We start from the raw sequence: 23,516 nt of genomic DNA on the forward strand, positions 1-23,516 counted from the left end.
TAATGAAAAAAAGCATTTTGCTTGGCTATTTGCAAGGCAAAATGCTTTTTATTTATGTTATAATAAGAAATTAGGAAATAAATGTTTACTATTATTTATTATTTAAAGATACAGGAGGTTTAAGTTTTGAGTCAGGAAGAGTTAAATAAACAAGCTACTGAACAAAATAATACAGAAACAGAAATAGAAGATATAAAAGAAGATAAAAAAGTAGTAAAAAATGATGAATATACAATAAAAATCATACCTAATAAAACAGATGATGTAAAATTATTTACTATAAGTAAAAATATGCTCAGATATGTGATGGCATCTGTAGTTATTATGATAGTATTAGTCGTTGGTTCATTAAGTTTTGCAGGTTATGTATATTTCAATAATCAAGCAGATAAACAGCATTTACAAGAATTGCAAGAAGCAAATGCACTTCAACAGCAACAATTATCTGAACTTGATAAAAAAGCTAATAGCTTAAAAGAAGATATGGACCAATTAAATAATTTGGAAAATGAATTAAAACAATTATCTGGTATAGAACTTCCAGAAGGAAATAATGGAGATAGTGTAAATCCAGAACAAAATGGACAAGGTGGACCTTATCCGCAAACACCTACTATAGAAAATGTACGTCTTACCTTAGATACTGTAGAAAATACAATGAATGGTAAACTAAATAATATGGAAGAATTGAAAAAACGTTTGCAGACTGCTATCATGATGAAACGTCAGCAAGTAGCAATTGCTAATCAGACCATATCTATTACTCCATCTATTTGGCCAGCTAAAGGTGTAGTAAGTTCACCATATGGTCTTCGTTGGGGCGGTAGTGATTTCCACCCTGGTATTGATATTGCAAATGATATGGGAACACCAATTAGAGCAACAGCTGATGGCGTTGTCAGCATTGCTGGTTGGAATTCTGGCGGATATGGAAATATGGTAGATATTGACCATGGCAACGGAGTGATGACTCGTTATGGACATGCTTCTTATGTAGTAGTATCTGCTGGTCAACAAGTAAAACGTGGACAGATTATTGCTTATATGGGAAGTACAGGCTTTTCAACAGGCCCTCATGTACATTATGAAGTTCGTATAAATGGACAAGCTGTAGACCCATCTGGATATTTATTTAACTAATAAAAATAACAGTGATGAATTAGACTAAATAGGAGTTTAATTCATCACTTTTTTTATTTACAATTTTTTATATATGTAAAGTTGTTAATTTTATGATATAATAGAAAACATCTACATAATTTTAAGTAAACAAAAAGGAGATGGTTTTATTGGCTAAAGAGCAAGTAGAAGTAAAATTAACACCACAAGAAATAGTAGAAAAAACAACTATAGCTGATGTATATCGTGCTGTTAAAAATTTAGATGGTGTTATATACAAAACTAAATTAATCTACAGTGATTATTTTTCCAATTTATCACATAATGATATATATATAAAACCTGAAAACTTGCAAAAAACAGGTTCTTTCAAACTTCGCGGAGCGTATAACTGCATTAGTCAGTTGAGTGAAGAACAAAAAGCTCATGGTGTAATTGCAGCTTCAGCTGGTAATCATGCTCAAGGTGTAGCTTATGCAGCTCAACAATTAGGCGTTAAAGCTGTAATTGTTATGCCAGCGACTACTCCATTATTAAAAGTAGAAGCAACTCGTGCTTATGGAGCAGAAGTTGTATTATCTGGAGATAGTTTTGATGATGCGGCAGCAAAAGCAGTAGAATTACAACAAGAATTTAATTATACATTTATCCACCCATTTAATGATATCGAAGTTATCTTAGGTCAAGGTACTACAGCTTTAGAAATCATTGATGATTTAAAAGATGTTGATGCGATTTTAGTACCTATCGGTGGTGGCGGTTTTGCCAGTGGTGTAGCACTTGCGACTAAAATGGTAAATCCACATGTAAAAGTAATCGGTGTAGAACCTTGTGGAGCAGCTTGTATCAAGGCATCACTTCAGGAAAATAAAGTAGTATCTTTGCCAAGCGTTGATACTGTAGCAGAAGGTACAGCAGTAAAAACACCAGGTGATGTAACATTTGAATTCATTAAAAAATATGTAGATGAAGTAATCACAGTTTCTGAATTTGAAATTATGTCAGCTTTATTATCTTTGATTGAAAAACATAAATTGATTGCTGAAGGTGCGGGCGTATTATCTTTAGCAGCTAGTAGAAAATTACAATTCAAAGGTAAAAAAGTAGCTGCTATTGTAAGTGGTGGTAATATTGATATTTCTACAATTTCAGCACTTATTGATAAAGCTTTAATCGCTCGTGGTCGAGTATTCTGCTTTAGTGTACAACTTCCAGATAAACCAGGTCAGTTATTGGCAATTTCTCAAATTTTAGCAGATTTAAATGCCAATGTAATTAAACTAGACCATAATCAGGCTAAAGTAACAGATAGCTTCAAAAAAGTAGTGCTTGAAGTAACTGTTGAAACAAATGGTATAGAGCATATTCAACAAATTACTCATAGCTTACATGAACATGGTTTTAAAGTTAAGAAAATATATTAATAAAAAAAGACGATAACTATTAAAAGTTATCGTCTTTTTAATTATATTAGCCTAATTCTACAAATTCACGTTGTCTTTTTGTAAAACGTATAGATTGGTTATAGCCAAAAGATTTTGCATATGAAATAGCATCATCAATATGATTACCACAATGTTCTGGTTTATGTGCATCAGAAGAAGTGATAATAGGAAGATTGTATTCTACAGCGATTTTCATAAAATCAGGATATGGTGAAATTTCAGCTATAGGATAGCGATATAAAGTACCAGTATTGATATCGATAGCCATATTAGCTTCTTTAACAGCTTTGGCTACACGGACTAAATAAGGTGTAACATCAAAATCTGGTATATTTTTAAATAAACGAATATTAAATGGATGACCTAAAACATCATAAATTTTACTAGCACAGAGTTTTTCAACTTCTTGTGCATACCAATCATAGATTTCTTCTAAAGTATGATTATTCCATTCATCTTTTATTTCTGAAGAATCATAAGCCCAACCATGAAGAAAATGGATAGAGCCAATGATATAATCAAAATCATATGGTGCTAAAATACTTTTTACTTTTTCTTGGTCTTGGAAATTGCATACTTCAATTCCTGTTTTAACCTTGTAGCCTAATTTTCGCAATTTAGCCATAAAGTTAAAATAATCATCTAAAGTGTATTTGAATTTATTTTTCTTTAACCATTGCTGTTGGAATTTACCTACAAAGCTATCATCTAAAATTAAATCTTGATAATATAAATCTTTGAATTCAGGAAAAGTATGGCTATGTTCAGAGATGCCGATTTCTGTCAATCCATGATTTTTAGCACTATCAAAAAATCCTTTGACCCAATTTTCATCATAAGAGCCATATTCAAAATGCATATGATAATCTAATTTCATAATATTAGCTTCTTTCTATTTGATATTTAATCAATGATTGCTTTCTTGTTGAGCAAGTAATTGACGAATTGTTTTAACTACACCATTTTTATAATTTGGTGGTGCTATATAGCGAGCTACTTTCTTTAATTCAGGAATGGCATTTTCCATAGCATAACTATAATATACAGATTGCATCATTTCATAGTCATTTAAATAATCGCCAAAAGCGACACATTCTTCTGGTTTTATATTTAATTTTTTCTGTAATTTTTGGATAGCTACACCTTTGTTGATGCCTAAAGGAATGATATCCACCCAGATATCACTGCTTAAAACTACTTGCATTTCATCAGCTAAAGGTAAGAATTTTTTATAGACATTATTTAAAGAATCGCGATTAAAACAATCACAAAGAGAAATTTTAATAATTTCATCATCAACTTCAGAAAAATCATGAAGAATTTTATATTGAGTGTAATAAAGATTTAATTCATCATGAAATTCTTTATTTTGAGAGATGATATAGCCACCTTTTTTACCGCTTAATACAATTTCTACTTTTGGCAATTTTGCAGTTTCATCAATAATTTTTTGTACAGCAGTATCTGGTAATGTAGCAGAGAAAATTTCTTTATCATGTTGGCAGACATAAGTTCCATTTTCAGAAATAAAAAGTAAATCATCTTTATATTTAGGAAATTGGGAAACGAGTGCTTGATATTGGCGTCCGCTAGCAGGTGAAAACATAATATTATGTTGTTTTAATAAATCCATAATTTCATCAAAATCATCAGGTAATTTATTAGGTTCAACAAGTAAAGTACCGTCCATATCGGAGATAATCCATTTAATCATATAGCAGACTCCTTTATCAAATTTTGGTAAAAATAATTTTATATAGAAAGTTTATCATAAATACTTAAATTTGGGTATAAAAAAACTACCCTTTAATGAGAGAGGGTAGTGTAGATATTTCATTATGGTGGGCGGTAACAGGATCGAACTGCTGACATCTTGCTTGTAAGGCAAGCGCTCTCCCAGCTGAGCTAACCGCCCAAATAAAAAAATGGTGCCTCAGAGCGGAATCGAACCACTGACACGGGGATTTTCAGTCCCCTGCTCTACCGACTGAGCTACCGAGGCAAATAAAAATGGCGACCCGAAGGGGACTTGAACCCCTGACCTCCGCCGTGACAGGGCGGCATTCTAACCAACTAAACTACCGGGCCGTAGTGGTGGGCGATAACAGGATCGAACTGCTGACATCTTGCTTGTAAGGCAAGCGCTCTCCCAGCTGAGCTAATCGCCCAAATATGGTGACGCGTATGGGATTCGAACCCATGAAGCCGCCGTGAAAGGGCGGTGTCTTAACCACTTGACCAACGCGCCATTGTAATGGTGGCTCACCCGAGATTCGAACTCGGGACACCCTGATTAAAAGTCAGGTGCTCTGCCAACTGAGCTAGTGAACCGTATTGCGTTGTTGTCGCTTGACAACGTAGATTATTATATAGAACTTTGAAACAAATGTCAACACTTTTTTTGAAAAAAATTAAAGTTTTTTTTGCTTTGTAAAAAAAGGGGCTAAAACCCTTGTTAAATAAGGATTTTAGCCGTGCTACCTTTTTCATGATTTTTGGTGATTTGAATTTGTTTATCAATTTTTTCTTTTAATTCATCTACGTGAGAGATGATACCGATTAATTTATTTCCTTGAGATAATTGAGAAAGAACTTTGATTGCTTGAGCAAGTGATTCACTATCTAAAGAGCCAAAACCTTCATCAATAAACATAGTATCTAAATGAATGCCACCGGCAAAAGATTGGATTTCATCAGATAAACCGAGAGCTAAAGATAAGGAAGCTTTGAAGGACTCGCCACCAGATAGAGTTTTTACACTGCGAGTCGTGCCGTTATAGTGATCGATTACATCTAATTCTAAACCAGTTTGCGAGCGAAGTTGTTCACTTGATTTACAACGCACTAATTCATATTGACCTTGTGTCATCATCATTAAACGAGTATTAGCTCGTATTAAAATTCGATCGAAATAGTGCATTTGTACATAAGTTTCAAGCATAATGCGTTCTTTGCCGGCAACTGAACCTGTAGCTGTAGTGTAGAGTGCTTGTATATTGCTATAAAGGGATTGTTTAGTATCTAATAGTTCGATTTTTTTCATTAATTTTTGTTGAATTTGGTGATTAGTAGTAATTCTAGTATGCAGTTTTTGTATTTGAGGCATTAAATTTTCTTTTGCTGATAAATACTCTTGTTGAATTTTTTCTAATTCGTTTAAATCATAATTTTGAGGTGTGAGTTGTGTTTGTAGTGAGGCGATTTTTGCTTTGATTTCTACAAGTGATTGATTTAATCTATCAAATTCAGTTTGAGTAGTAGCGAGATTTTGTTGTAAATAATTTTGTGTTTGTTTATATTTTTGAAGTTGCTTTCTAGCTTCATTTTCATCAGTGAATAAAAGAGCTTTAGTTAAGGTATTGATTTCAGTTGTTAAGATTTCAATATCTGTATTTTCTTTAACGATAGAAGTATTTAATGTTAGAAGTTTTTGCTCTAAATTTTTTTGCAATAATAGATTTTTTTCTAATTGTGCATTTAAGTTTATTTGTTTTTGACTTAATTTATTTAACTGGATTAATTGCTTATCAAGCTGATTTTTTTCGTTTAGAAGTTCAGATTTTTTTATTTCTACATCATGAAAGATAGTTTTTTGCGTGAAGTTACCTAAAATATTTTCTGCTTGTGCTTTTATTTCTGTAAAAAGATTATGCAATTTACCATTTAATTCGCTAGCTAATTGGGTAATTTCATTCAATTTTTTGGAGAAAATATCGCATCTATTTTTTAATTGTTCAAGTTCTGCTTGAGTTGGTGCCAACGTAGATATTTTGGCTAATTGTGGGTGATTTGTAGAACCGCAAACAGGGCAAGGTGTGTATGGTTTTAAATCTTTGGCTAAAATGCCTGCTTGTTCTGCTAAAAACAAGTGATTTTGTTGATTATAAATTTGTTCTAATTCAGCAACTTTTGCCTGCTCGTGTTGCCATTTTGTCTTATATTCTTTGTGTTTTAAAGATGTTTGTTTATATTCTTCAAGTAGTGTGGAGAGTTTTGTTAAATTTTGTAGTCGTTGATTATTTTCTTTTTGTGCAGAATTTGTTTGTTCAATCTGTACATTTATATCTGTTAGAGTTTTTAAATCTGTTTGTATATCATTTATAGTTTGCGTTAATTTTGCTAAAGTGGCTTCATCATTTGCCATTTGTTGTTGTTTGCTTTGCAATGCTTTTTTTGCTGTTTGTAAGAGATTTTGCTGTTTAGATATATATTGATATTTAGGTAATTCTTCTGTTAATTTGGCAATATTTACATTTAGTGAAGTAGATTTTATTTCAAAATCTTTTTGTACTAGGGATAATTTTTTTTGAATGCTAGGGAGTATTTTTGCTTTAGTTGTTAATTCTGACTGATATTCATTGATTTTTTGCTGTATTTGCTGTTGATTAATAGCAGTATTTATAATTTTTTCATTTTCTTTGATATTTTGTTCTAAAACCGTAAAATCTTTTTCTAATTGTTTTAAATCATTTTTATCTTGATTAATGATTTGTTCTAAATTTACAAGGCAATCTTTAGGCATCAATGGATTGAAGTCATAATTCATATTTTCAGGAAGTATGATTGTTTCTATATATTGCTTAATACTGTTATCAATCAGGAGAAAATCTTTTTTGAGGGCATTGAAGCGTTCTTTTAATTTTTCTTGTAATTGTTGATATGGTTTAGTATTGAAGATTTTGCGGAAAATATCACTGCGTTCTTTTGTCGAAGCATGGATTAATTTTAAAAATTCTCCTTGAGCAATCATGGCTATTTGTGTGAATTGATTTACATCAAGACCGATTAACTCATTTATGGAAGAGTTCACTTCTTTTATGCCTGTTATTGGCTGTTGATTGGGTGGATAAAATTCTGCTTGAGCTTTTTCTTTGACGAAGCCATTTCCTTTTTTGGCAGGGCGAAGATATTCAGGATTACGGCGAATAGTGTATGATTTATTGTTGTATAAAAAAGCCATTTCTACAAATGTAGGCGTGTTTTTGTCGGCATATTTACTGCGAAGCATTTCATTTTCACGGATGCCACCACTAGTATGACCATAGAGGGCAAAAGTAATAGCATCAAAAATTGTAGTTTTGCCTGCACCTGTATTGCCACTGATTAGATAAATACCTTTATTGCCTAATAGACTCATATCCAATTCGCATTTATCAGCATAAGCACCGAAAGCTGATATAGTTAATTTCAAAGGACGCATTATTTTTCCTCCCAGATATCTTGGATTAATTCTTGTAAAATATCTATTTGATTATCATTTAAATTTTGATTATTTTGTTTGTAATATAATTCTTCAAAGAGATTTAATGGTGTTTTTAAATTGGCAATATCTGTAGTTTCGATATTTTGAACTGTCTTGGTGCGAAGATTATCATATGTCAGTTGCATGATATTAGGATAGATAGAACGCAAGCGATTGATGGCATCAGGAATATCTTCTTCATCAGTGAGTGTTATGGCTAAATAATCATCTGTATTCGTCTGTTCATAATTACTCTTTAGCGTTAATTCTGCATAAGAGCCTTTTAATTTACGCATATCATGAAGAAATGAAAGTTTTTTTTCATAAATGGTCAATTTGTTTTTCTGGGGAAAATTAAGGATAGTAACAGTTTTTTCTTGATTAGCTTCTGAAAAAGAATATTTTAATAAAGTTCCGCAATAACGAATTTTTTCATTTAAAACATTTTGCGGTGTATGCAAATGACCAAGTGCTACATAATCGAAATCTTGAAATAATTGGGCATCGACATTATCTATACCGCCGACGATAATTTCTTCAGAGTCGCAAGTGTAAGCACCTGTTACGAATTGATGAGCGATTAAAATATTGCGTTCATTTGGATTTAAAGATATTTGCTTTAGAGCTACTTTTACTGCTTGATTATAAGAGGTGATTTCTTCATCAGGAAAATAACTTCTTACAATAGCTGGTTTAATAAATGGCAAAAGATAAAAATTGATATTGCCATGTTCATCTTTTAAAGTGATATGAGAGATTTTGCCATCATAGATTGGTGAGATAAAAATATTATTGTCTTTAAATAAATTCGCTCCAAAAGCTACACGTTGGGCACTATCATGATTACCGCTGATAATAAAAACGGGCAGATGTAACTCTGCCCAAGATGTTAAAAATTCATCAAATAATTGTATAGCTTGATTGGTAGGAACGGATTTATCAAATACATCACCAGCAATCATAACAGCATCAATAGCTTCTTCTTTTGCAATTTGAAGTATTTGTTTATGGATATGCCTTTGGTCTTCATATAGAGAAAAACCATTGAGATTTTTACCGAGATGAAGGTCGGACAAATGCATGATTTTCATAAAGTATCCCTTTCCTAAATTAAATATATTGAGATTTATTTTTCTAATTGTATAGTGGCAAAAGTACGACCACATTCACAAGTATGTTTATAATCAATAGAAGCTGTCAGTTTAGTTTGGAAGCGAATAATAGGCATTGCTTCAAATGTTAAAGGAGTAATGACTAATTTATTATCAACAACTTCTGGATAGAGATAATCATCTTGTACATGAACATGATTATGTTCACAAGTGAAAATGATACCTGCAAAGCCAAAATACTTAGACATATAAACTTTAGCTAATGGATGATGGAAATGATGTTCGATTTCATCAAGTGTTGTATCTTGGAAGTTATCAATTAAAACAATGATTTTTGGCGGTAAGTGATCAACATTTCGTTCAATCATAGTTTTTAAATTTTTAGCACTGATGATTAAAGATGTAGCATTGAAAATGCCAATAACATCAATAGCAGCATCTACGCTATTACAAGGAAGTACTGTAGCACCTAATGCTTCAGCTGCATAATGTAAATCCAATAAATATTGAGAGCTATAATTACCACAGATAATCAAAGTTGATGTTTTATTAATATCATTGCTAGCTAAAGGTCTGATAGCGATATCGATATTGCGTGCAATATCGTCTGCTGTAAAACCGCGATATAAACCGCTGATTGTTCGGTTAAAACGCAAAGTTTGACTAAGTGGGCCTGTTAATAAATCAAAGGCAGATGCTTGAATAAGTTCATCTCTAGTCGTTACAGGGAGATTTCTTATATCAGATAAAGTTTTTATATCTTCAGCATGAATATCAAGACCATTGTATTTCTTTTTGTAGAAAGAGGATTTTTCTAATGCCCAACGAAGATTTTTGCGAAAGCGTTGTAAAATGAGTTCAACTTTTTCTTCAGTTGGCATCATTTCTACTCTGGGATTGATGACCATGATTTATTCTCCTTTTTGATAATGACTGAAATTACCAATGACGATATCAGGGAATTCTTCGTGTAATTGGCGAATAAATTCTTTAGTGCCGATAGCTTTAGTAAATGGTGGCATGATTTCGGCAAAAGCATCAGGATCGATATTTAAATTGCGAATTTGAATCATATCTACAGGATTTTCATGTAAAAATTCTTTCCATGCTTTAAATTCACTTTCACTATCATTAAAGCCAGGGAAATAAAGCATATTTAAAGAAATATGCACGCCATGTTCATGAGCGTAGCGAATGGATTCTTTTACATTATCAAGTTCATAACTACCGCGATAATAAGCTTTGTAATTTTCAGGAATAGCACTGATAATACTTACACGCATACTATCAAGACCAGCATCAACAATGCGTTTGATACCTTCTGTATAGCCGGCATTAGTATTTATATTGATTTGACCTTTGTCTGTTTTTTTGCGGATTTTTTCAATAGCAGGCACGATATTGTCTACAGCAAGAGAAGGTTCACCTTCACAGCCTTGACCAAAACTGATGATAGCGTCAGGTGCTGTTTCTAAATGATAGATACCGATTTGAGCAATTTCTTTTGGTGTAGGACGGAATTTTATGCGACTTTGTGGAGATGGACAGCATTCAGCAGGTTGAAGAGAGATACAGCCAAAACAATTAGCATTGCAAACTGGAGAAGATGGAATACCAGCTTCCCAACGGCGATAAAATAGATTTTGAGCTGTGCAACAATGCCATGTTAAAGAACAATTACCTAAATGTTCAACAAGGCGATTATCTGGTAAATCTTTTTGAACGCGTTTAACTAATTTATGCAAATTGCGAGTATTGTAATGAGCTGGGTCCCATTTATCATTTTCATCAGTGTACATAGCTGCTACATAAAGTTCATCTTTGTAAACAACAACAGCAGTATAGCCATAAAGTGGAAGCATTTGAGCGTCATCTTCTTTTTTGAAAGCTGGCATATATAAACGAGTATAACCAGCAGGCAAGATGGCAGCTACGGCATTGCCCATGATAGGCATGATTTCATCACCGTATTTGGCAAGTGGTAAACGGTCTGGTAAAAACATTAAATCGGCAGATTCTGGAAGTGGAATTAAATCATCTGGGGAAAGTTCGATGATATCTGTTCCAGTTCTAGCTAAAGCTTTGAAACCTTTTGGGGCATCTAGGATATTACCATCTTCATCAGCATATAATGCACGAATATCAGCCATTATTTTTATCCTCCTGTTTTACTTTATTTTTCTTTGCTTTTTTAGGATTGTATTTATTCATAGCCATATCGACAGAATCATTAACGATACATTCTACAGCAGGGATAAGATATTTAATCGCTTCATCAACAGCTGTTTTATCTTCTTGAGGAAATGGAGCAAGAACATGATTTACTACGCTCCAACCAGGAAGAGGTCTACCAACACCGAGTCTTACACGTGGGAAATTTTCACTGCCTAAATGAGCGATTAAAGATTTTATACCATTGTGTCCGCCAGAACTACCTTTTTTGCGAATGCGAATAGTGCCAGCAGGGATATCCATATCATCATGAGCTACAATGATATCTTCTGGAGTTACTTTATACCAACGCATTAAAGGACCAACGGCTTCACCGCTATTATTCATATAAGTTTGCGGTTTAACTAGCAGGATTTTTTCAGTGCCAATGCGACCTTCCGCAATTTGAGCATTGAATTTATCTTTCCAAAGATTTATATTAAGATGCTCAGCTAGTGCATCAACGAGCATAAAACCGACATTATGGCGGGTTTTGGCATATTCATTACCAGGATTGCCAAGACCTACAATTATTTTCATTAAATTACCTCCAAGATAATATATAATAATTAATATTTTAGCATAAAAACAAAAACAAAAGCACTAGAGTTTTTCTAGTGCTTGTTTATTTATGATTTTTACTTTTCCACGAGTGAGTTCTACATATCCTTCTGTAGAAAAATATTTGAGCATACGCGTTACTACTTCACGAGCTGAACCCATTAATTTGGCTATTTGTTCATGAGTCATATTGATTTCATCAGAATTAGTGGTATTACTTTCATTGAGTAAAAACTCAGCAAGTCTTTTATCAAAACTGGTGAACATCATCTGTTGCATAGCCCATGTTACAGTGCATAACCGTTTAGTAGCAAGTTTATAAGTGATAGCTTCAAGATGGATATTTTCATTCATGACTTTGGCAAAAGCACAAGGCAAGATTTGAATAAGCTCACAATCAGTTAAAGCTTCAATGTAAATCTGAACCTCCCACGACTAAAGTCGCGGGGTTCTCGGTCAAGTATTCTAACGAATACAGTATCTCCGAGCTATCCCCATAGTTCCTACGGTTCTTGTATATATTATTTAATATTTAAGCTATGTTTAATATTCTTAATCCTTCATTTCTAATATTTATAGCTGCATTTACATCTCTATCATGATGTGTTTTACATTTAGGACAGTTCCAATCTCTAATATTTAAGTTTTTTACTTCAGTATTTTTATATCCACAAATATGACATAATTGACTTGAAGGATAAAATTTATCTATTTTGACAATAACCCTGCCAAACCATTTGGCTTTATATGTTAGTTGTCTCATAAACTCTGACCAGATGACATCAGCTATATTTCTTGCTAATTTATGATTTTTCATCATGTTTTCAACTTGCAAATCTTCAAGACAGATTACATCGTAATTTCTGATAAGTTGACATGTTACTTGGTGAAGTAAATTATGTCTTTGATTAGCAATTCTATCATGCAATTTTGCTACTTTTACTCTAGCCTTTTCCCAATTTGAACTTCCTTTTGTTTTTCGAGAAAGCTCTCTTTGGAGTTTAGCTAATCTAGTCAGTGATTTTTGCAAATATTTAGGATTGCTATATTTTACTGCATCTGAGGTTATGACAAAATCTTTTATCCCTAAATCTAAACCGACATATTTATTCGTTCTGATAAATTCAGGTTGAGGCAGGTCTGTACAACATAGTGCAATGTAATATTTTCCACTGGGAGTTTGTGATATTGTCGCACTTAAAATTCTACCTTCTATCTGGCAATATTTATCTCTTATTTTAATCTTGCCTATTTTAGGTAATTTTATTTTATTTCCTAAAAATACAATGTTGTTATTTGTTATATTTGTTTTATACGATTTATACCGATTCTTTTTAGATTTGAATTTAGGAAAGCCTGCTTTTTGTCTATTAAAAAAGTTTTTATAAGCTGTATCTAAATTCTTTAAAGCATTTTGTAAAGAGGATTTATCTGGTTCTTTGAGCCACTTTTTTTCTTTTTTTAATTGAGTAAGCTCTTTTGAACATTCGTTATAACTTATAGTCTTCTTATTTTGTTCATATGCTTTAATTCTTCTATCTAAAAAATGATTATATATAAAACGTACACAGCCAAAAGTTTTTTGAAGTAAACACTCTTGTGTTTTGTTGGGGTATATCCTAAATTTATAAGCTTTTTCCATAATAAACACTTACGCTTTCTTTTGATATACTATCATCTAATATAATCATTACATATCTATAGTAATATAGCAAGTGTTTATATATTTTTAAATAACATATACAAGAACTCTAGGTTCTACTTTAGTCGTATTATGAGGTCTCGTTCATATAGAAACGCTACTTTCTATACAGTTCTCTTATGAACTTCCGTTACTTTCATAACGGCACAGACTATATCTTATCCCTCAGCTTTACCTGTTAGAGTCTGTCCACTTCCTCAGTCAATCGCTTACTGAGTACTTCCCTCAAGAGGAATAGTCGTTGAACGTTCTCCTATTCGGAGCTTCGCTGCTGATTATCCATTTTTCAACACTTAGGATTTAACCTTATGCTATATATCTGATTTTTTCTGCTTTCGCCACATTCACGCTTAACTCTATTTCATGTTTACGTTGTAGTTCAGATATCTTTAGGGTTTTCCAGCAATTCAAACAGTATTGGATAGATCTTTGTCTATCTCTACGTACATATTTCTATATACGCTGACTATTTTGTTCGCCTAACTCATGATTAAAATCACAAGTGTGCGGCTCACAATAATCAAATGTAATATCTTTAATCACACAAGAAGCAGATAATATGGAAATATCGCCATCATTTAAGCGATAAAAAGTGATATCTTTACCTTGTTCAGATAAAGTATAAACTCGCAATTGTCCTTTTTTGATGATTAAAATACCAGAACAACCTTCTTTAGTTGTATGCACAAAATTATTTTTTTTTACTTGAATTAAAGAAGCATTTTGAGAAATGATTTGTTGTTGTTTAGTAGTTAATTGTTGCCATGCAGGAAAAAGCGTATTTAATAAATTAAAATCATCATTATTTAGCATAATTTTCCCCTAAAAGATTATTAAAGTTTATAAGCAAAGGCAGATTATTAGCTAATTGATGTAAAGGTTGAGTATTTTTTTTAGTTAAAGATAAAGTAATGGCACCTTCTGTCAGCATGACCATAGTCATAGCTAGAAAATTAGCATATTCTTCGTGCAAATCCATTTTTAAAAAGCTGTTTTTATAGATATTTTGAATTTGCTGGAAAGTACGTTCGCATTCTAGGCGTATTATTTCATTAGAAGAAAAAGTTTCTAAAGCTATTAGACTTATGGAAACATTTGGTTGAAATAAATCTTTTTCAATCTTTTGTGCAATATATATTAAATGTTGTTGCAAGCCTTCAAGCGGTGTAGAAGCTTTAGCTAATACATCTAAAATTTCTGTAGAAATTTTTTCAGCAGTTTTTTGCAAAGCTTCTTGAGCAAGTTGTTCTTTTCCTTGGGGAAAATAATAATAAAGCGAACCTTTAGGAGCATTACTTTTTTTGAGAATTTCACTAATTCCTGTAGCGTGATATCCTTGATTAGCAAATAAAGATGAGGCTGTATCAATAAAGATATCTTTTGTATTTGTTTTCATAGGCAATTATCCTTTTGTATTAGAAGCTATAGTTTTAACATATTTTCTAGTGATAGTTAAGAAGATAATCAATGCTAAAACTTCAGCAACAGCAATTACTAAGGCTGTAGGAAGAGCTGTAGTACCACCACCAATACCTACAATAGGTGCTACGAAACCACCAGAGATTGTGGAGAAAAATCCGAGTAATGCAGAAGCACTACCGGCAACTTTCTTTTGAGTTTGCATAGCAAGAGAGAAACTAGTGGAAGCAGTGAGTGGTAATGCTGTTTGAGTTAATAGCAATAAAATAATCAATACATATATAGAAAAATCTAAAACAATTCCTACTAAAAATAATATACCAAAAATCAAACCTTGGCAAAGTCCTATAAGTAATAATTTAGAGTCAGGTATGCGACCAGTTAAAATATTAGTGATTTTACCAGCTATCATCATACCGATACCGACGAAAGCAAAAACGAGAGAAACATCTTGTGGTGTGAAATTATAAATACCTTGAAGCATGAAAGGCATGCCAGATATATAAGCGAACAAGGAACAGAAAACAAAGAATTGAATAGCACATAAGCTAGCAAAATAAGGTCTAGCACATAAGCTGAAAAATACTTTAACAATATGGGCAATATCGCCTTTTAAACGTTTTTCTTCAGGAAGAGTTTCTTTGTATTTTAATAGTGATAAAAGAGTAATACCGATACCGGCAAGAGTTAAAATAACAAAAACACTTATCCAGGAGAAGAAACGCAATAATTGACCACCGAGCACTGGCGCAATTATAGGAGCAAAACCTTGAATAATCATTATCGTAGCTAAGAGTTTAGTGAGCATTGTTCCTTTATAGATATCACTGGCAATAGCACGACTGACAACTAAAGCAGAAGAAGCAGCAAAGCCACCAATAAAACGAGCAAAGATAAAAAGCTCAATAGATGGGGCAAAAATACAAGCTACAGAAGAGATAGTAAAAATTATCAAACCGAAAACAAGAGGTCTTGTTCTGCCATAAATATCACTTAATGGTCCTGCTATGACTTGCCCTATGGCAAGACCAATAAGCCAAGATGTAAGTGTTAATTGAATAATAGATGGTGTAGTTGAAAAATCAAGTGTCATTTGAGGCAATGCTGGCAAATACATATCAGTAGCAAGCGGACCTAATGAGCAGATTGAAGCTAAAAGTGTAATTAAAATATTATTTTTATTTTCGCTAATATTAGCATCTGTTTTTGACATTGTAGACATGTTTATACTCCTTTTTATAAAAATATAACAACTGGTCTATATAATATAGCAAAAAAAATAAGTAAAGTCAAAGGACTTTACTTAAAGATATTTTTTATCCATCTGCGATTATCAATTAAATGAATGATAACGAGTATAATCATAAAATAACCTAAATATATATGCAACGGTTTAGATAATGTTTTTGGCAGTATTAAAATTTTAAAATCCATACAAATTCCAGTAAACGCAATTATGATAAAAGATATGGCTAGTAAAATAAACGTAATATGCATACGTGTTTTCATTTTTGATCAACTCCTTTTCTTTATTATAACGAATAAATATTAAAATTATCTTAAGTTTTGAATTAAATATAAAAAAATTTTTTATATTGTTGCATTATTTTGAATTAAATGATATTATAAACCTAGATATTCGGTTGATCGATACGGGAGAGATTGCGATAGCAACGCCGAAGGTGAAAGAGGCACAAACTCTCAGGCAAAAGGACCGTATACGGACGAAACTCTGGAAAGCAATTAAATTTGCACCGAAGAAGAAAAATCTTTCAGGTACAAAAGACAGAGCGCATGAATTTTCATGCGCTCTTTTTTGTGCGAAAAAATAGAAATTAGTTTTAAATATAAAAGAATATTATAAATAAAAATAAAGTAATTATTTAATAACAGGAGGCGTAGCCATGGATTTATTAACAAATTTAAAAACAGTTGACCCAGAAATACAAAAAGCAATAGACCAAGAACTTTCTCGTCAACGTGAAAAATTAGAAATGATTGCTTCAGAAAATATCGTTAGCACAGCCGTTATGCAAGCTCAAGGAAGTATACTTACAAATAAATATGCAGAAGGTTATCCAGGCAAACGCTATTATGGTGGTTGTGAATATGTTGATATTGTAGAGCAATTAGCTATAGATCGTGCTAAAAAATTATTTGGTGCAGAATATGCAAATGTACAACCACATTCTGGAGCACAAGCAAATACAGCAGTATATTTTGCTTTGCTACAGCCAGGAGATACTATTTTAGGTATGAACCTTACAGATGGTGGTCATTTAACACATGGTAGCCCTGTAAATATTTCTGGTAAATATTTTAAAATTATTCCTTATGGTGTGGATAAAGAAACTGAACGCATCGATTATGATGAATTAGAAAGATTAGCAAAAGAACATCAACCAAAATTAATCGTTGGTGGAGCTAGTGCTTATTCTAGAGTTATCGATTTTGAACGCATGGCACAGATTGCAAAATCTGTAGGTGCATATTTCATGGTAGATATGGCACATATTGCAGGTTTAGTAGCAGCAGGACTTCATCCAAGCCCAGTGCCATATGCAGATGTAGTAACAACAACTACACATAAAACACTTAGAGGACCTCGTGGTGGTTTAATCCTCTGTCGTGATGCAGAATTTGGTAAACAATTCAATAAAGCTATTTTCCCTGGTATTCAAGGTGGCCCATTGATGCACGTAGTGGCAGCAAAAGCAGTAGCATTTAAAGAAGCGCTAAGTGATGAATTTAAAGTTTATCAGCAACAAGTTTTAGATAATGCAAAAGCCCTAGCAGATGAACTTGTGAAAAAAGGATTTAGAATTGTATCAGGTGGTACAGATAATCATTTAATGCTGGTAGATTTGCGCTCTAAAAATATCACAGGAAAAGAAGCTCAATTCTTATTAGATGAAATAGGTATTACAGCAAATAGAAACACAATTCCATTTGAACCACTAAGCCCATTTGTAACAAGTGGTATTCGCCTAGGAACACCAGCACTTACAACTAGAGGATTAAAAGAAGAAGATATCCGTGAGGTAGCAGATATCATTGCTGATGTTATCGAAAACCGTGAAGATAGCGCTGTTATTGAAGCAGCAAAAGCAAAAGTTCAAGCTATTTGTAAGAAATTCCCATTATATGAAGCTTAAAATATCGGTTTGTCAGTTGGACAATTAAGTATATAAAAACATCAAATTTTAGTGTCGGTAATAATTACAAGGAGGGAATGTATATGGATTTATTAAAAACACCATTATATGAAGAACATCTTAAATGTCATGGTAAAATGGTGGAATTTGCAGGGTACAGTTTGCCTGTTCAATATGCTACAGGAGTAATTAAAGAACATTTAGCAGTGCGTACAGCTTGTGGCTTATTTGATGTATCACATATGGGCGAAATAATTTGTGAAGGTGAAGATGCTCTAGCAAATATAAATATGTTATTATCCAATGATTATACAGATTTAGATATTAATCATGCTCGCTATAGCCCAATGTGCAACGAACAAGGTGGCGTAGTTGATGATTTAATCGTATATAAACAGCATGAACATAAGTATTTTATTGTAGTCAATGCTGCTAATAAAGATAAAGATTTTGCATGGATGAAAGCACATGCTTTTGGTGATGTAAAATTTAGTGATGTTTCAGCAGAATATGCTCAGTTAGCATTACAAGGTCCAAAAAGTGAACATATTTTAGCTCAAGTTACTGATGAAAAAAATATTCCACAAAAATATTACACTTGTATTTTTGATGCTAAGATTGATGATATTGATTGCATTATTTCTCGCACAGGATATACAGGCGAAGATGGTTTTGAAATCTATGTAGCTAGTAAATATGCTCCAGCTATTTGGAATTTATTATTAGAAAATGGCAAAGAAGATGGCTTAATTCCTTGTGGTTTAGGTGCAAGAGATACTTTGCGCTTAGAAGCTGCAATGCCACTTTATGGTCATGAAATGAATGATGAAATTTCTCCAAAAGAAGCAGGCTTAGGCATTTTTGTAAAAATGGATAAACCAGATTTTATCGGTAAGAGTGCATTAGAACAAAAAGGTGCACCAACTAGACGTCGTGTAGGCTTAAAAGTTACAGGAAAAGGAATTATTAGAGAAGCACAAGATGTTTATATTGATGGAGAAAAAATCGGTATTACTACATCAGGTACACATTGTCCATATTTAAAACAGGCAGTGGCTTTAGCTATTGTAGATGTAGCACATAAAGATGTAGGTACAAAAGTACAAGTTGATGTACGTGGTCGTATGGTTGAAGCGGAAATCGTTAAATTACCATTTTATAAAAGAAGTAAATAAAGAGAAAATAAATTTATAAATTTTTAGGAGGAATAAATTATGAACTTTCCAGAAGAATTATTATATGTAAAATCTCATGAATGGGTACAAAAACAAGAAGATGGAACTTATTTAATCGGTATTACAGATTATGCTCAAGATGCACTCGGTGATTTAGTTTTTGTTAATTTACCAGAAGAAGGCGATGAAGTAGTTAAAGGTGAAACTTTTGCTGATGTAGAGTCTGTAAAAGCTGTATCTGATGTATTTTCTCCTGTTAGTGCTACTATTGAAGCTGTTAATGAAGAATTAGCTGATGACCCAGCACTTATTAATAGTGATCCTTATGGTGCATGGTTTATTAAAGTTAGCAATTTAACTGACCATGAAGATTTATTAAGTGCCAAAGAATATGAAGAATATGTACAAACTCTCGATTAAATAATTATTGAGGTGATTTTATGGGAACATATGTAGTCAATAGTAAAAAAGAACAGCAGGAATTATTAACTAGATGTGGTCTTAATTCTTTCGTGGATTTATATAAAGATATTCCCGAAGAAGTGTTATTGAAAGATGGCTTGAATTTACCAAAAGGCTTAGCTGAACTTGATGTTAAAAGAAAATTTGAAGATTTAGCTGATAAAAATAAAGTTTATAAATATATATTCCGTGGAGCTGGTGCGTATAATCATTACATTCCATCAGTGGTAAAAGCTATTGCAAGTAAAGAAGAATTTGTAACAGCATATACACCATATCAGGCGGAAATAAGTCAGGGAATATTACAAGCTATATTTGAATTTCAGACTATGATTTGCGAATTGACTGGTATGCAAATAGCAAATGCTTCTGTTTATGATGGAGCAACGGCAGTAGCAGAAGCAACAGCTATGTGTTATGAACGCAAAAAAGCTAATACTGTTTATGTATCAGCAACTACTAATCCACAAGTGATAGAAGTTATTAAAACGTATAGTTTTGGTCATGATATAAAAGTTGAATTAGTGCCGGAAAAAAATGGCGTTACTGATATCGAAGCACTAAAAACAATGATAGACAATGAAGCTAGTTGTTTTTATGTGCAACAGCCAAATTATCTTGGTAATATTGAAGACCTTGTAGCACTTGGTAAAGTAGTGCATAAGGTAAAAGCAAAATATATTGTAGGCGCTAATCCGATAGCTTTGGCAGTATTACAAACTCCAGCACAAGCAGGTGCTGACATTGTAGTAGGAGAAGCTCAGCCACTTGGTTTACCACTTGGTTTTGGCGGCCCATATTTAGGATTTATGGCGACTACTGATAAAATGATGCGTAAATTGCCAGGCAGATTAGTTGGTCAAACTGTTGATGTTGATGGAAAAAGAGCTTTCGTACTTACATTGCAGGCAAGAGAACAACATATTCGCAGAGAAAAAGCTAGCTCTAATATCTGTTCTAATCAGCAGTGGTGTGCATTAGTAGCTTCAATTTATCTTGCAACTATGGGGGCTAAAGGTTTAGTTGAAGTTGCAGAACAGTCAGTAGCTAAAGCTCATTATTTAGCAGAAGAATTGTCAAAAGCAGGTTTGACTTTAAAATATCAGCAACCATATTTCCATGAATTCGTTACTGTTTCTGCTAAAAATACACAAGATATTATGGATAAATTAGCTCAAAATAATATTTTAGGTGGATTGCCACTAAATGAACGAGAAATATTATGGTGTGCTACAGAAATGAATACTAAAGAAGAAATTGATAAATTAGTTGAATTAGTAAAGGCGGTGTAGATATGAATTTAATTTTTGAACAAAGTACACAAAATCATCAATGTAGTATTTTACCGCCTTGTGATGTTCCCAAAGTAGAATTGCCTACAAAACGTCAAGAGAATTTGAATTTACCAGAGCTGTCTGAAAATGAAATCAGTCGTCATTATACGCAATTAGCAGAAAATGTGCATGGCGTAAATAATGGTTTTTATCCTTTAGGTTCTTGTACTATGAAATACAATCCTAAAATTGATGAAGAAGTAGCAAGTTTCAAAGGTTTTACTAATATTCACCCATTGCAAGATAGAAAAACTGTACAAGGTGTATTAGAAGCAATTTCTTTGGCTAATGATTATTTATGTGAAATAACTGGTATGGATAAAATGACTTTCCAACCAGCAGCTGGCGCGCATGGTGAATTTTCCGGATTATTATTAATCAAAGCGTATCATAAGAGCAGAAATGATGAAAAACGTCATAAAATAATTGTTCCTGATTCTGCACATGGCACAAATCCAGCAAGTGCTTCTATGGTAAATTATGATGTTATTTCTGTTCCATCATCTAGTGATGGTTGTGTTGATATAGAAGCATTAAAAGCTGTAGTGGCTAAAGAAGGCGAAAATATTGCAGGTTTGATGTTAACTAATCCAAATACAGTTGGTATTTTTGATAAAAATATCTTAGAAATTACCAAATTGATACATGATGTAGGCGGATTATGTTATTATGATGGGGCAAATTTAAATGCTGTAATGGGTTGGGCTCGTCCAGGTGATATGGGCTTTGATGTAGTACATCTTAATTTGCATAAAACATTTGCAACTCCACATGGTGGCGGTGGCCCAGGAAGTGGCCCTATTGGTTGTAAAGCATTTTTACAAGAATTTTTACCAGGATATCAAGTAGTGCAAAAAGATGATTATTTTGATTTAGTGCGCTATGAAAAATCATATGGTATGGTAAAAGAATTTTATGGTCATTTCCTCGTAGTATTGAAAGCATTAGCTTATATTATGACTTTAGGCAAAGAAGGCATCAGTGAAGCTTCGGCAAATGCTGTACTCAATGCTAATTATATGAAACAAGAACTTTCAGATACTTTTAATATGGCTTATGATGGCATTTGTATGCACGAATTTGTAATGAGCTTAGAACAATTGAAACATGATTATAATGTATCTGCTTTAGATGTAGCAAAAGCTATGTTAGATTATGGTATTCATCCACCAACAATGTATTTCCCATTAATTGTGCATGAAGCATTGATGGTAGAACCTACAGAAACAGAAGGCAAGGCACAGATGGATGAAGCTATTAAAATTTATAAAGAAATTTATAAAACTGCGATAGAAAATCCAGATATTATGCATGAAATGCCACTTAATACTGTAGTGCGTCGTTTAGATGAAGTTTTAGCTGCAAGAAAACCAATATTACGCTATCAGGCAGAGTGATTAATTATGATAAATAGTATAAAAATTGTAAGAGGTGATGGCTTTAATCCCTATTATAATTTAGCTCAAGAAGAATATTTGACTACTACTGTAAATAAAGGTGAATTGATAATTTATCTATGGCAAAATAAGCACACCATTGTGATTGGCAGAAATCAAAATGCCTGGCAAGAATGTCATGTAGAAAAGTTTATCCAAGATGGTGGAAAAATAGCTCGCCGTTTATCTGGTGGCGGTGCTGTCTATCATGATTTGGGAAATTTGAATTTCACTTTTTGTGTGAGAAAAGAAGATTATGATATAGATAGACAATTATCCGTAATTTTGACGGCTGTACAAGCTTTAGGAATTAAAGCAGAAAAAACAGGTCGCAATGATATAACTATTGAGCAAAAGAAGTTTTCTGGAAATGCTTTTTATAAACAAGGAGATTTTTGTTATCATCATGGGACTTTATTACTATCGGTAGATAGTGAACAAATGCTGAAATTCTTAAATGTAGATAAAGCTAAATTACAATCAAAAGGCGTGGATTCTGTAAAATCACGTGTAACAAATTTAAAAGAATATAATGCTGATATTACAGTAGAGTCAATGTGTAAGCAGATAAAAATATCCGCAGAGAAAATTTATAATTGCTTAGCTGTGGATTATGTGATTAATTCTGTTGATAAATTAAAGATAAATGAATTAATGCAAAAATTTAGCGACTGGGATTGGATTTTTGGACGGAAAATACAATTTACAAATCATTTGCAAAGACGTTTCTCATGGGGAAATGTGGAATTTTATATTTATGTAGATAAAGGTAGAGTCAAGGATATAGAGATATATTCTGACGCTATGGAGCAAAATTTTATTTTATCATTGAAAGAAGCATTAAAAGATTGTTTGTATATAAAAAGAAATATAATTGAGCGGATAGAAAATTTAACTGAAGATAAAATTATGAGTAAAGATTTAATAACTTTAATTCAAGATGATTTGTAAATTATAAAGGTGTGGTGATTTATGGAAAATTTTGATTATTGTGAGCCGCACACTTGTGATTTAAATCATGAGTTAGGCGAACAAAATAGTCAGCGTATATAGAAATATGTACGTAGAGATAGACAAAGAGCTATCCAATACTGTTTGAATTGCTGGAAACTCCTAAAGATATCTGAACTACAACGTAAACAT

General features: G+C 32.5%; 21 protein-coding genes, 6 tRNA genes and 2 riboswitches. Of the genes, 8 read left to right on the forward strand and 19 right to left on the reverse strand.

Features of this window, described 5'->3' with window-relative positions; translation table 11 throughout:
• The first annotated feature begins 126 nt into the window (after positions 1-126).
• Positions 127-1,140, forward strand: coding sequence for a M23 family metallopeptidase (locus GXM21_RS00705; protein ID WP_008540140.1), 1,014 nt, complete (start codon positions 127-129; stop codon positions 1,138-1,140).
• 140 nt (positions 1,141-1,280) lie between these two features.
• On the forward strand, positions 1,281-2,543 hold the full coding sequence (gene ilvA / locus GXM21_RS00710) for a threonine ammonia-lyase (RefSeq protein ID WP_015563507.1): 1,263 nt from the start codon (positions 1,281-1,283) through the stop codon (positions 2,541-2,543).
• A gap of 46 nt (positions 2,544-2,589) precedes the next feature.
• Here ilvA and GXM21_RS00715 read toward each other — a convergent pair whose 3' ends face one another.
• The 19 genes from GXM21_RS00715 to GXM21_RS00805 form a co-directional block, all read right to left on the reverse strand.
• Positions 2,590-3,441 (reverse strand): PHP domain-containing protein, encoded by an 852-nt coding sequence (locus GXM21_RS00715; protein WP_008540138.1) that lies wholly within the window; start codon positions 3,439-3,441, stop codon positions 2,590-2,592.
• Positions 3,442-3,471: 30 nt separating this feature from the next.
• Positions 3,472-4,278: an HAD family hydrolase gene (locus GXM21_RS00720; RefSeq protein WP_008540136.1), complete on the reverse strand. Its 807-nt coding sequence runs from the start codon at positions 4,276-4,278 to the stop codon at positions 3,472-3,474.
• A gap of 125 nt (positions 4,279-4,403) precedes the next feature.
• A tRNA-Val gene (locus tag GXM21_RS00725) sits at positions 4,404-4,479 on the reverse strand.
• A gap of 11 nt (positions 4,480-4,490) precedes the next feature.
• Positions 4,491-4,566: transfer RNA gene (locus GXM21_RS00730), tRNA-Phe, on the reverse strand.
• A gap of 9 nt (positions 4,567-4,575) precedes the next feature.
• Positions 4,576-4,652 (reverse strand) — tRNA-Asp (locus GXM21_RS00735).
• A 4-nt stretch (positions 4,653-4,656) separates the two neighbouring features.
• Positions 4,657-4,732, reverse strand: a tRNA-Val gene (locus GXM21_RS00740).
• Between the two features lie 5 nt (positions 4,733-4,737).
• A tRNA-Glu gene (locus GXM21_RS00745) sits at positions 4,738-4,812 on the reverse strand.
• Between the two features lie 7 nt (positions 4,813-4,819).
• A tRNA-Lys gene (locus tag GXM21_RS00750) sits at positions 4,820-4,895 on the reverse strand.
• 124 nt (positions 4,896-5,019) lie between these two features.
• A complete protein-coding gene (locus tag GXM21_RS00755; RefSeq protein WP_008540133.1) occupies positions 5,020-7,764 on the reverse strand; it encodes an AAA family ATPase in 2,745 nt (914 codons plus the stop codon).
• A complete protein-coding gene (locus GXM21_RS00760; protein WP_008540132.1) occupies positions 7,764-8,897 on the reverse strand; it encodes an exonuclease SbcCD subunit D in 1,134 nt (377 codons plus the stop codon). Before GXM21_RS00760 ends, GXM21_RS00755 begins: the two co-directional genes overlap by 1 nt.
• 35 nt (positions 8,898-8,932) lie before the next feature.
• The gene (locus GXM21_RS00765) at positions 8,933-9,826 is read right to left on the reverse strand and encodes a phenylacetate--CoA ligase family protein (protein ID WP_008540130.1); all 894 of its coding nucleotides are present in this window, start codon (positions 9,824-9,826) and stop codon (positions 8,933-8,935) included.
• A gap of 3 nt (positions 9,827-9,829) precedes the next feature.
• Complete coding sequence (locus GXM21_RS00770) at positions 9,830-11,068, reverse strand: radical SAM family protein (RefSeq protein WP_008540128.1); 1,239 nt, start codon at positions 11,066-11,068, stop codon at positions 9,830-9,832.
• Positions 11,061-11,669, reverse strand: a complete 609-nt coding sequence (gene pth / locus GXM21_RS00775) for an aminoacyl-tRNA hydrolase (protein ID WP_008540127.1) — start codon at positions 11,667-11,669, stop codon at positions 11,061-11,063. The genes GXM21_RS00770 and pth overlap by 8 nt, the downstream gene beginning before the upstream one ends.
• A 63-nt stretch (positions 11,670-11,732) precedes the next feature.
• Entirely contained in the window at positions 11,733-12,068 is a 336-nt protein-coding gene (locus tag GXM21_RS00780) for a Crp/Fnr family transcriptional regulator (protein ID WP_008540126.1), read from the reverse strand.
• A 154-nt stretch (positions 12,069-12,222) separates the two neighbouring features.
• Complete coding sequence (gene tnpB / locus GXM21_RS00785) at positions 12,223-13,332, reverse strand: IS200/IS605 family element RNA-guided endonuclease TnpB (protein ID WP_163604659.1); 1,110 nt, start codon at positions 13,330-13,332, stop codon at positions 12,223-12,225.
• A 513-nt stretch (positions 13,333-13,845) separates the two neighbouring features.
• On the reverse strand, positions 13,846-14,205 hold the full coding sequence (locus tag GXM21_RS00790) for a cyclic nucleotide-binding domain-containing protein (RefSeq protein ID WP_008540124.1): 360 nt from the start codon (positions 14,203-14,205) through the stop codon (positions 13,846-13,848).
• Positions 14,195-14,788, reverse strand: coding sequence for a TetR/AcrR family transcriptional regulator (locus GXM21_RS00795; RefSeq protein WP_008540122.1), 594 nt, complete (start codon positions 14,786-14,788; stop codon positions 14,195-14,197). Before GXM21_RS00795 ends, GXM21_RS00790 begins: the two co-directional genes overlap by 11 nt.
• A gap of 6 nt (positions 14,789-14,794) precedes the next feature.
• Positions 14,795-16,033: a multidrug effflux MFS transporter gene (locus GXM21_RS00800; protein WP_008540119.1), complete on the reverse strand. Its 1,239-nt coding sequence runs from the start codon at positions 16,031-16,033 to the stop codon at positions 14,795-14,797.
• Positions 16,034-16,110: 77 nt separating this feature from the next.
• Positions 16,111-16,320 carry a DUF4405 domain-containing protein gene (locus tag GXM21_RS00805; protein ID WP_008540118.1) on the reverse strand — a complete coding sequence of 70 codons (210 nt, stop codon included), beginning with the start codon at positions 16,318-16,320 and terminating at the stop codon, positions 16,111-16,113.
• 134 nt (positions 16,321-16,454) lie between these two features.
• Positions 16,455-16,538, forward strand: a riboswitch (glycine riboswitch).
• A gap of 3 nt (positions 16,539-16,541) precedes the next feature.
• A riboswitch (glycine riboswitch) is annotated at positions 16,542-16,602 on the forward strand.
• Positions 16,603-16,715: 113 nt separating this feature from the next.
• On the opposite strand from GXM21_RS00805, the gene glyA reads away from it, so the two are divergent.
• The 6 genes from glyA to GXM21_RS00835 all read left to right on the forward strand — a co-directional run bounded on the left by glyA (position 16,716) and on the right by GXM21_RS00835 (position 23,324).
• Entirely contained in the window at positions 16,716-17,966 is a 1,251-nt protein-coding gene (glyA, locus tag GXM21_RS00810; RefSeq protein ID WP_163604660.1) for a serine hydroxymethyltransferase, read from the forward strand.
• 83 nt (positions 17,967-18,049) lie between these two features.
• Positions 18,050-19,141, forward strand: coding sequence for a glycine cleavage system aminomethyltransferase GcvT (gcvT, locus tag GXM21_RS00815; protein ID WP_008540115.1), 1,092 nt, complete (start codon positions 18,050-18,052; stop codon positions 19,139-19,141).
• 39 nt (positions 19,142-19,180) lie between these two features.
• Positions 19,181-19,561 (forward strand): glycine cleavage system protein GcvH, encoded by a 381-nt coding sequence (gene gcvH, locus GXM21_RS00820; protein ID WP_008540113.1) that lies wholly within the window; start codon positions 19,181-19,183, stop codon positions 19,559-19,561.
• 20 nt (positions 19,562-19,581) lie between these two features.
• Entirely contained in the window at positions 19,582-20,895 is a 1,314-nt protein-coding gene (gcvPA, locus tag GXM21_RS00825; protein ID WP_008540112.1) for an aminomethyl-transferring glycine dehydrogenase subunit GcvPA, read from the forward strand.
• Positions 20,896-20,897: 2 nt separating this feature from the next.
• Positions 20,898-22,334: an aminomethyl-transferring glycine dehydrogenase subunit GcvPB gene (gene gcvPB, locus GXM21_RS00830; RefSeq protein WP_008540110.1), complete on the forward strand. Its 1,437-nt coding sequence runs from the start codon at positions 20,898-20,900 to the stop codon at positions 22,332-22,334.
• Between the two features lie 6 nt (positions 22,335-22,340).
• Positions 22,341-23,324, forward strand: a complete 984-nt coding sequence (locus tag GXM21_RS00835; protein ID WP_008540108.1) for a lipoate--protein ligase — start codon at positions 22,341-22,343, stop codon at positions 23,322-23,324.
• The last annotated feature ends 192 nt before the right edge of the window (positions 23,325-23,516 follow it).

Source organism: Megamonas funiformis, assembly GCF_010669225.1.
GTDB lineage: Bacteria > Bacillota > Negativicutes > Selenomonadales > Selenomonadaceae > Megamonas > Megamonas funiformis.

Excerpts from the sequence above, each read along its gene's own strand:
- ilvA (WP_015563507.1), top strand. The coding sequence starts at position 1,281 with ATGGTTTTATTGGCTAAAGAGCAAGTAGAAGTAAAATTAACACCACAA.
- GXM21_RS00715 (WP_008540138.1), bottom strand. The coding sequence starts at position 3,441 with ATGAAATTAGATTATCATATGCATTTTGAATATGGCTCTTATGATGAA.
- GXM21_RS00720 (WP_008540136.1), bottom strand. The coding sequence starts at position 4,278 with ATGATTAAATGGATTATCTCCGATATGGACGGTACTTTACTTGTTGAA.
- GXM21_RS00755 (WP_008540133.1), bottom strand. The coding sequence starts at position 7,764 with ATGCGTCCTTTGAAATTAACTATATCAGCTTTCGGTGCTTATGCTGAT.
- GXM21_RS00760 (WP_008540132.1), bottom strand. The coding sequence starts at position 8,897 with ATGAAAATCATGCATTTGTCCGACCTTCATCTCGGTAAAAATCTCAAT.
- GXM21_RS00765 (WP_008540130.1), bottom strand. The coding sequence starts at position 9,826 with ATGGTCATCAATCCCAGAGTAGAAATGATGCCAACTGAAGAAAAAGTT.
- GXM21_RS00770 (WP_008540128.1), bottom strand. The coding sequence starts at position 11,068 with ATGGCTGATATTCGTGCATTATATGCTGATGAAGATGGTAATATCCTA.
- pth (WP_008540127.1), bottom strand. The coding sequence starts at position 11,669 with ATGAAAATAATTGTAGGTCTTGGCAATCCTGGTAATGAATATGCCAAA.
- tnpB (WP_163604659.1), bottom strand. The coding sequence starts at position 13,332 with ATGGAAAAAGCTTATAAATTTAGGATATACCCCAACAAAACACAAGAG.
- GXM21_RS00790 (WP_008540124.1), bottom strand. The coding sequence starts at position 14,205 with ATGCTAAATAATGATGATTTTAATTTATTAAATACGCTTTTTCCTGCA.
- GXM21_RS00795 (WP_008540122.1), bottom strand. The coding sequence starts at position 14,788 with ATGAAAACAAATACAAAAGATATCTTTATTGATACAGCCTCATCTTTA.
- GXM21_RS00800 (WP_008540119.1), bottom strand. The coding sequence starts at position 16,033 with ATGTCTACAATGTCAAAAACAGATGCTAATATTAGCGAAAATAAAAAT.
- GXM21_RS00805 (WP_008540118.1), bottom strand. The coding sequence starts at position 16,320 with ATGAAAACACGTATGCATATTACGTTTATTTTACTAGCCATATCTTTT.
- glyA (WP_163604660.1), top strand. The coding sequence starts at position 16,716 with ATGGATTTATTAACAAATTTAAAAACAGTTGACCCAGAAATACAAAAA.
- gcvT (WP_008540115.1), top strand. The coding sequence starts at position 18,050 with ATGGATTTATTAAAAACACCATTATATGAAGAACATCTTAAATGTCAT.
- gcvH (WP_008540113.1), top strand. The coding sequence starts at position 19,181 with ATGAACTTTCCAGAAGAATTATTATATGTAAAATCTCATGAATGGGTA.
- gcvPA (WP_008540112.1), top strand. The coding sequence starts at position 19,582 with ATGGGAACATATGTAGTCAATAGTAAAAAAGAACAGCAGGAATTATTA.
- gcvPB (WP_008540110.1), top strand. The coding sequence starts at position 20,898 with ATGAATTTAATTTTTGAACAAAGTACACAAAATCATCAATGTAGTATT.
- GXM21_RS00835 (WP_008540108.1), top strand. The coding sequence starts at position 22,341 with ATGATAAATAGTATAAAAATTGTAAGAGGTGATGGCTTTAATCCCTAT.